7 protein-coding genes are annotated in these 8,171 nt (G+C 72.1%); all 7 read left to right on the plus strand.

Going from position 1 to position 8,171, the window contains the following annotated elements; genetic code table 11:
- Positions 1 to 157 precede the first annotated feature (157 nt).
- The 7 genes from IEZ21_RS38305 to hypE are packed head-to-tail and all read left to right on the plus strand — an operon-like array spanning position 158 to position 8,161.
- Positions 158 to 1,936 carry an enoyl-CoA hydratase-related protein gene (locus IEZ21_RS38305; RefSeq protein ID WP_189326449.1) on the plus strand — a complete coding sequence of 593 codons (1,779 nt, stop codon included), beginning with the start codon at positions 158 to 160 and terminating at the stop codon, positions 1,934 to 1,936.
- On the plus strand, positions 1,933 to 2,523 hold the full coding sequence (locus tag IEZ21_RS38310; RefSeq protein WP_189326450.1) for a hydrogenase maturation protease: 591 nt from the start codon (positions 1,933 to 1,935) through the stop codon (positions 2,521 to 2,523). The genes IEZ21_RS38305 and IEZ21_RS38310 overlap by 4 nt, the downstream gene beginning before the upstream one ends.
- 50 nt (positions 2,524 to 2,573) lie before the next feature.
- A complete protein-coding gene (gene hypB / locus IEZ21_RS38315; RefSeq protein WP_189326451.1) occupies positions 2,574 to 3,344 on the plus strand; it encodes a hydrogenase nickel incorporation protein HypB in 771 nt (256 codons plus the stop codon).
- A complete protein-coding gene (gene hypF, locus IEZ21_RS38320; RefSeq protein ID WP_189326452.1) occupies positions 3,341 to 5,674 on the plus strand; it encodes a carbamoyltransferase HypF in 2,334 nt (777 codons plus the stop codon). Before hypB ends, hypF begins: the two co-directional genes overlap by 4 nt.
- A 3-nt stretch (positions 5,675 to 5,677) precedes the next feature.
- Positions 5,678 to 5,959 (plus strand): HypC/HybG/HupF family hydrogenase formation chaperone, encoded by a 282-nt coding sequence (locus tag IEZ21_RS38325; protein ID WP_165345666.1) that lies wholly within the window; start codon positions 5,678 to 5,680, stop codon positions 5,957 to 5,959.
- Positions 5,956 to 7,098 carry a hydrogenase formation protein HypD gene (gene hypD / locus IEZ21_RS38330; RefSeq protein ID WP_189326453.1) on the plus strand — a complete coding sequence of 381 codons (1,143 nt, stop codon included), beginning with the start codon at positions 5,956 to 5,958 and terminating at the stop codon, positions 7,096 to 7,098. The genes IEZ21_RS38325 and hypD overlap by 4 nt, the downstream gene beginning before the upstream one ends.
- Complete coding sequence (hypE, locus tag IEZ21_RS38335) at positions 7,091 to 8,161, plus strand: hydrogenase expression/formation protein HypE (RefSeq protein ID WP_281399660.1); 1,071 nt, start codon at positions 7,091 to 7,093, stop codon at positions 8,159 to 8,161. Before hypD ends, hypE begins: the two co-directional genes overlap by 8 nt.
- Positions 8,162 to 8,171 lie beyond the last annotated feature (10 nt).

Consider the following 8,171-nt stretch of genomic DNA (forward strand, 5'->3'; position numbering starts at 1 on the left):
GACCACCCAAGCCGAAAGTCACATGATCAACAGCTTCTGTTAGGACCTCTAAAGCCTGAGGAATGCGATCCGGATTGAGGAAGCAACCTGACGGAGGTTGACGAAACGCCGCCGTGGTCCTTCTCCACCTTCCCTGGACCGGCGAACATGCCGCGTCATGGACATCTTGCTCGTCGCCAGCGCGTTCAACAGCCTGTCCCAGCGTGTGTTCGCGGAACTGTCGGACCAAGGGCACCGGGTGGACGTCGTTCTTGCCTCGCAGGGCGCCGAAGCTGTCCGGGCCGCAGTACGCGAGGCTCGCCCGCAGCTGATCATCGCTCCGATGCTGAAGACTGCGCTGCCGGACGACGTGTGGCGGGAGCACACCTGCCTCATCGTGCACCCGGGGCCACCCGGCGACCGCGGCCCGTCCGCCTTGGACTGGGCGATCGCCGAGGAGGCATCCCACTGGGGAGCGACGGTGCTCCAGGCCGAGGCGGCTATGGACGCAGGCGACGTGTGGGCTGCCGAGTCCTTCCCGGTGCCGCCGGTCGGCAAGAGCGACCTGTACCGGGGCGAGGTCTCCGACGCCGCCGCGGCCGCCGTCCTGCTGGCCGTACAGCGGTACGCCGACGGATCGTTCAAACCGCAGCCGCAGAGCGATCCCGCGATCCGCGTGGTGTGGCGGGACTTCTTCCGCCAGGAGCGGCGAAGGATCGACTGGGAGAACGACAGCACCGAGACGGTGTTGCGTTCGCTCCGCGGGGCTGACTCGCAGCCGGGGGTCTTGGACGAACTCCTCGGCCGGGAGGTGTTCCTGCACGGCGGCGCTGCCGAGGACCGACTCCGTGGACGCCCCGGGGACCTGCTCGCGACGCGGTCCGGGGCGGTCTGCCGGGCCACTCGGGACGGCGCGGTGTGGATCCTGGAACTGCGCCCCCGCAAGAGTTCTGGCGACCCGGCGCCGTTCCGCCGCCCGGCGGCCTCCGTGCTCGCCTCCCTCCCGGCTCCGCCCGGCGCCACGACGGGCGCGGAGAGCGGGTATCCGCCTCGGTCCGGCGACCGTCCGGTGTGGCTGCCGGAGGTCACTGCCCCTCTCGAACTGCCCTCGGGCCGGAACACCTGGACTGACATCCGGTACCGCCAGCACGGCGACATCGGATTTCTGACCTTTTCGTTCCCCGGCGGGGCGATGAGTACCGACCACTGCCGCAGGCTGCTCGCCGCCTACCGGTACGCGCTCACCCGCCCCACCTCTGTGCTGGTGCTGGGCGGATCCCGCGACTTCTTCTCGAACGGTATCCATTTGAACGTCATCGAGGCGTCGACCGACCCCGCAGGCGAGTCCTGGACCAACCTCAACGCCATGGACGACCTGGTCGAGGCGGTGCTGCGCACCACCGACCGCCTGGTGGTCGCGGCGCTCGGCGGCAACGCCGCGGCCGGCGGCGTCATGCTCGCCCTGGCCGCCGACGAGGTCTGGTGCCGCACGGGCGCCGTCCTCAACCCGCACTACCGGCGCATGGGCCTGTACGGGTCGGAGTACTGGACGTACACGCTGCCGCGTCGCGTCGGATCCGAGACTGCGCAGCGGCTGACGACCGAGGCGTTGCCGGTAAGCGCCGCGACCGCCGCGCGCATCGGACTGGTGGACCGTCTGGTGCCGGCCCCGGTGCGGGAGTTCGCCGCCGAGGTCGAGCACATGTCAGCCGCACTCGCGGCCGCCCCGGACCTCGGGCGACGGATCGCCGTGAAGGCCGTGGCACGTCAGGCGGACGAGGCGCGGCGACCGCTCGCCGAGTACCGGCGGGCCGAACTCGCCCGCATGCGCGCCATCTTCTTCGATCCGCACGCCCCGTACCACGCCCTGCGTTCGGCCTTCGTCCGGAAGCTGCCGAACGGCTCCGCACGGCCCCTGTCAACGGCCGTCGAACAGGTCGCCGGGGGCGTCCGGTGACGCGGACCGGTACGCGTCTGCTGGTGGCGGGCGTCGGCAACATCTTTCTCGCGGACGACGCCTTCGGCCCCGAGGTGATCCGCGCCCTGGACCAGCGACCGCTGCCGTCCGGGGTGCGGGTACGGGACTTCGGCATCCGCGGTATGGATCTCGCGTACGAACTGCTCGACGGCTACGACACGGCCGTCCTGGTCGACGCGGCCGCGCGGGGTCACCGGCCGGGCACCCTGTCGCTGATCGAGCCGGACCTCCCCGACCGCACCACGGGCGCCGCCCCACCCGAGGCGCACGGCATGGACCCGGCGAAGGTCCTGGCCCTGGCCGCTCACCTCGGCGACGAGCCGCTCCCGCGCGTCCTCGTACTCGCCTGCGAGCCCGAGGTGCGGCCCCGCGGCGACGAGGACATCGCCCCGGGCATCAGCGCACCGGTGCGCGATGCGGTCGAGCGGGCCGTCACGGCCCTGCACACCATGGTCCCCGTGCTGCTCGCCGACCCTGCGGCAACGTTGAGCCGCCCGGACGAATCAGCCGACCCGCCCCCGGCCGGGCTCCCACTCCCCGTCGGCGACGGCACCGAGGATCGGTAGCGGACCGGAGCCCCGGTCCCTCCCCCTACCGACCGCGAGGAGCAGCGCCCATGTGCGAGTCCGTGGACGAGGTCACTCAGGCCGTCCTGGCGAAGAACGACGGCCTGGCCGCGCGCCTGCGTGAAGAACTGGCCGGGCGCGGAGTGATCGTGGTCAACCTCCTGTCCAGCCCGGGCAGCGGCAAGACGGAACTGCTCGGACAGGTGCTGGCCCGGGCGGTGGAGCGGCGCATCCCGGTGGCCGCTCTCACCGCCGACCTGGCCACCGAGAACGACGCCCATCGGCTCGCCCGCTCGGGGGCACCGGTGAAACAGCTGCTGACCGACGGGCTGTGCCATCTGGAAGCCCGGCAGCTCCGCGCCCACGTGGAGAGCTGGCTGCCGGACGCCACCGCGCTGCTGTTCGTCGAGAACGTCGGCAACCTTGTCTGCCCCGCGGCCTACGACCTCGGCGAGAGCCTGCGGATCGTGTGCATGGCGGTGACGGAGGGGGAGGACAAACCGCTGAAGTACCCCACCGCGTTCGGCTCCGCCCATCTGGTGGTGCTCACCAAGACCGATCTGGCCGAGCCCGCCGCTTTCGACGCGGCAGCCTTCGACGCCCATGTGCAGCGGGTCAACCCCGGAGTGGAGGTGGTGCGGTCTTGCGCCCGCGACGGCGACGGCATCGACACCCTCCTGGAGCGGGTGCTCGCCGCGCGGGACCAAGGCCCCGTCCACCGGCCTCCCCTGGCACCCCACCCGCACGGCCACATCCATGAGCCCGCGGGAGAGGACGCCCAAGGCGCATCCGGCCTCGTGGCCGGCCGCCGCGTCTCGTGACGGCGCCCCCCACGCAGGCGGTGCGCCGCCGCGTCACCGTGCGCGGCACGGTGCAGGGCGTCGGATTCCGCCCGTACGTGCACCGTCTGGCCACCGACCTCGCGTTGGCGGGGTTCGTGAGCAACACGGCGAGCGGTGTGCTCATCGAGGTGGAGGGCCCGCCCGACGGCGTCGCTCGCTTCTGCGACCGGCTGTGCACCGAGCCTCCACCGCTGGCCGCCGTCACCGGCGTCGGGGTCGAGGATCTGCCCGCCACCGGTGCCGACGACGCCTTCCAGATCCGTTCCACCGAGCCGTCTGCGGGCCGCACACTGCTTCCACCCGACACGGCGACCTGCGCCGACTGCCTGCGGGAGCTGACCGATCCGGCCGACCGCCGCCACCGGCACCCGTTCGTCACCTGCACCCACTGCGGGCCCCGCTTCACCATCGCCACGGGGATGCCGTACGACCGTGCGGTCACGACGATGACTGGCTTCCCGTTGTGTCCGGCCTGTGCCCGGGAGTACGGCGACGTCGGCGACCGCCGCTTCCACGCCCAGCCCGTGGCCTGCCCCGACTGTGGTCCCCGGCTGTACCTGGTGCCCGTTCCCGGTAGCGGGATCCGCCCTGCGCGGGGCACGGACGCCCTGGCGGCGGCACGGGCTCTGCTGGCCGCCGGACGGATCGTCGCCGTCAAGGGCCTCGGCGGCTACCACTTGGCCTGCGACGCCACCGACGCTTCTGCCGTCGACACGCTGCGCACCCGCAAGGCGCGTGGCGGCAAACCGTTCGCGGTGATGTGCGCGGATCTCGACGCCGTGCGGCGGATCGCCACGCTCTCCGCAGCCGAGCAGGCCACTCTCACCAGCCCCCGGCGTCCCATCGTCCTGCTGCGCCGACGCGCGCAACAGGAGGTCCTCGCGCCCGGCGTCTGCCCCGGCAGCCCGCACCTCGGGGTCATGCTGCCCTACGCCCCCGTGCACACCCTGCTGTTCGGGCTGCCCGGCGATCCGCCAGGTCCGCGTGTGCTGGTCATGACAAGCGGCAACCGCTCGGGGGAACCGATCGTCACCGACGACGACGAGGCACTGACCCGGCTGTCCGGGCTGGCCGACTCCTGGCTCGCCCACGACCGGGCCATCGCCTCGCCGTGCGACGACTCCCTGCTGCGCGTGCGCCGCGACGGTACCGAGCAGGTGCTGCGCCGGTCCCGAGGGTACGTACCCCGTCCGCTGCGCCTGCCGGTCACGGTGCGGCCCACGGTAGCCGTGGGCGGCGACCTGAAGAACGCGCTGTGCATCGGCGAGAACGACCAGGCCTGGTTCGGTCCGCACATCGGCGACATGGGTGACCTGACCACCCTGGAAGCGGCCCGGCGGGCGGAGTCGCACATACGGCGTCTGACCGGCGTCAGCCCTGAGCTCGTCGCCGCCGACCGGCACCCGGGATACCACTCGGTCCAGTGGGCTCGTCGGCGAGCCGCCCACCTGCCCCGGCGCACCCCCGTGTTCGTCCAGCACCATCACGCGCACATCGCCTCGGCGATGGCCGAGCACGGCCTCGACGGCACCACGCCCGTGATCGGCGTCGCGTTCGACGGCACCGGTTACGGCGACGACGGCACCGTGTGGGGCGGCGAGATCCTGCTCGCCGACTACGCGGGCTACCGGCGCTTCGCCCATCTGACCTCCGCCCCGCTGCCCGGTGGAGACGCGGGAGTGGCCAACCCGTGCCGCCTGGCACTGGCCCGGCTATGGGCCGCGGGCGTGCGGTGGGACACGGACCTGCCGTGCGTCGCCGCCTGCACCCGCGACGAACTGGCTGTCCTTGAGCGGCAGTTGACCCGGAGCGTGGCCTGTGTGGCGACCTCCAGCATGGGCCGGCTCTTCGACGCCGTGTCGTCCCTCGTGGGCCTGTGCCACCGCGCGGGATACGAGGCCCAGGCCGCCCTCGAACTGGAAGCCGCGGCCACATCGGCCTGGGACGCCGACACCTCGGCGTACGCCTTCGGCATCGCTGCCGGCGGATTCGACCCGGCACCCGTGCTCACGGCGCTGATCGCCGATCTGCGGCGGGGCACCCCGGTCCCCGTGCTCGCCGCGCGCTTCCACCGAGGCGTGGCGCGGGCCGTCGCGGAGCTGTGCCGGCGTGCGCGCCAGGCCACCGGACTGACCACCGTCGCCCTCAGTGGCGGCGTCTTCGCCAACGCGCTGCTGGAGGAAGAGTGCACGGCGCTGCTGGCCGACAAGGGTTTCGCCGTCCTGCGCCACGGCGAAGTCCCCCCGAACGACGGCGGTCTGGCCCTGGGACAGCTGGTGGTCGCGGCGCACGAACGACAAGAGGAGTGACCCATGTGTCTGGCAGTGCCCGGCAAGGTCGTGGCCATCGACGACAGTACCGACCCGCTCACCGGGCTGGTCGACTTCGGCGGTGTGCAGAAGCAGGCGTGTCTGGAGTACGTGCGCGACGTGCGGGTGGGTGAGTACGTCATCGTGCACGTCGGGTTCGCGCTCCAGCGCCTGGACGAGGAATCGGCTCTGGCCTCTCTGCAGCTCTTCGAGGAACTGGGGCTGCTGGAGGAGGAGTTCGGCGACGCCTGGGAGCAGGCGGCAAAGGAAGCGGGAACCCAGTGAAGTACCTCGACGAGTTCAACGACCCCGATCTGGCCCGGCGCCTGCTGGACGAGATCCGTGCCACCGCCACCCGGCCGTGGGCCCTGATGGAGGTGTGCGGAGGGCAGACCCACTCGATCATCCGGCATGGCATCGACCAACTGCTGCCTGAGCAGGTGGAGTTGATCCACGGACCCGGCTGCCCCGTGTGCGTCACACCGCTGGAGGTCATCGACAAGGCGCTGGAGATCGCCTCGCGCCCCGGCGTGATCTTCTGCTCCTTCGGGGACATGCTCCGGGTACCGGGCAGTGACCGCGACCTGTTCCGGGTCAAGGGCGAGGGCGGCAACGTACGCGTGGTCTACTCGCCGCTCGACGCCCTGGAACTGGCTCGCCGCAACCCGGACCGGCAGGTGGTCTTCTTCGCCATCGGCTTCGAGACCACGGCCCCCGCCAACGCGATGGCCGTGCACCAGGCACGCCGCCTGGGCCTGACCAACTTCAGCCTCCTGGTGTCGCACGTGCGGGTGCCCCCGGCCATCGAGGCCATCATGACGGCCCCCACATGCCGGGTGCAGGGCTTCCTGGCCGCCGGGCACGTGTGCAGCGTGATGGGCACGGCCGAGTACCCGCGGCTCGCCGAGCGGTTCGGCGTACCGCTGGTGGTGACCGGCTTCGAACCCCTGGACATCCTCGAGGGCATCCGCCTGGCAGTCCGACAACTGGAGCGCGGTGAGCACCGGGTGGAGAACGCGTACGCACGCGCCGTGCGCGAGGACGGCAATCCGGCCGCCGTCCGCATGATCGAGGAGGTGTTCGAGGTCACCGACCGGAACTGGCGCGGCATCGGGCCCATCCCCGCCAGTGGCTGGCGGCTGACCGACGCCTTCCGCGCGTACGACGCCGAGCACCGCTTCGACGTCACCGGAATCCGTACCGAGGAGCCCGCCGAGTGCCGCAGCGGCGAGGTGCTCCAGGGGCTGATCAAACCGACCGAGTGCGCCGCGTTCGGCACCACCTGCACCCCGCGCACGCCGCTCGGCGCCACCATGGTCTCCAGCGAGGGCGCCTGCGCGGCCTACTACCTGTACCGCCGGATGAACGCCCCGACACCGCAGGCCGACCGGGCCGTGCGGGAGGAGATGAACCCCGTTGCCTGAACAACTCGCCGACACGGTCGACCCGGCCAACTGGACCTGTCCCGCCCCCCTGCGCGACCAGCCGGTCGTGGTGATGGGGCACGGCGGCGGTGGAGCGCTGTCGGCGGAGCTGATGGAGCAGATCTTCGCCCCCGCCTACGGCAACGCCATCCTCACCGGGCTCGCCGACTCCGCCGTCCTCGAACTGGGCGGGGCGCGGCTGGCCTTCTCCACCGACTCCTACGTGGTCAGACCGCTGTTCTTCCCCGGCGGCAGCCTGGGTGACCTGGCGGTCAACGGCACCGTGAACGACCTGGCGATGAGCGGTGCCAGGCCGGCGTACCTCTCCGCCGCCTTCGTCCTGGAAGAGGGCGTGGAACTGACGGTCGTCGAACGGATCGCGCGCGCCATGGGTGCGGCGGCCGAGGCAGCCCAGGTCACCATCGCCACGGGGGACACCAAGGTGGTGGAGTCCGGGCACGGCGACGGTGTGTACGTCACCACCGCCGGTGTGGGGCTCGTCCCCGACGGGGTGGACATCCGCCCCCAGCGGGCGCGGCCCGGTGACGCCGTCATCGTCAGCGGTCCGATCGGCCTCCACGGGGTGGCGATCATGAGCGTCCGCGAGGGGCTGGAGTTCGGCGTCGAGGTCGCCAGTGACACCGCGCCGCTGGCAGACCTGGTGGCGGCCGTGCTGGCCGTCACCCCGGACATCCACGTGTTGCGAGACCCCACCAGGGGCGGGCTCGCCGCGTCCCTCAACGAGATCGCCCGCGCTTCCGGAACCGGTGTCCGGCTGCGGGAGCGGGCCATCCCGGTGCCGGACGCGGTGGCGAACGCCTGCGGCTTCCTGGGACTCGACCCCCTCTACGTCGCCAACGAGGGGCGGCTGGTCGCCTTCGTGCCCCCGTCGGCGGCGGAAGAGGTCCTCGCGGCGATGCGTGCCCACCCGCAGGGCGGCGGAGCCACCCTCATCGGCGAATGCGTCGCCGAGCACCCCGGCATGGTCGTGGTCTGCACCGGCCTCGGCGGCACGCGGGTGGTGGACCTGCCGCTGGGCGAGCAGTTGCCGCGTATCTGCTGATCCGGACGCG

It is taken from the genome of Streptomyces flaveus (assembly GCF_014647675.1).
In the GTDB taxonomy this organism is placed as follows: domain Bacteria; phylum Actinomycetota; class Actinomycetes; order Streptomycetales; family Streptomycetaceae; genus Streptomyces; species Streptomyces flaveus.

Coding starts and splice junctions, on each gene's coding strand:
- IEZ21_RS38305 (WP_189326449.1), top strand. CDS start 158: ATGGACATCTTGCTCGTCGCCAGCGCGTTCAACAGCCTGTCCCAGCGT.
- IEZ21_RS38325 (WP_165345666.1), top strand. CDS start 5,678: ATGTGTCTGGCAGTGCCCGGCAAGGTCGTGGCCATCGACGACAGTACC.
- hypB (WP_189326451.1), top strand. CDS start 2,574: ATGTGCGAGTCCGTGGACGAGGTCACTCAGGCCGTCCTGGCGAAGAAC.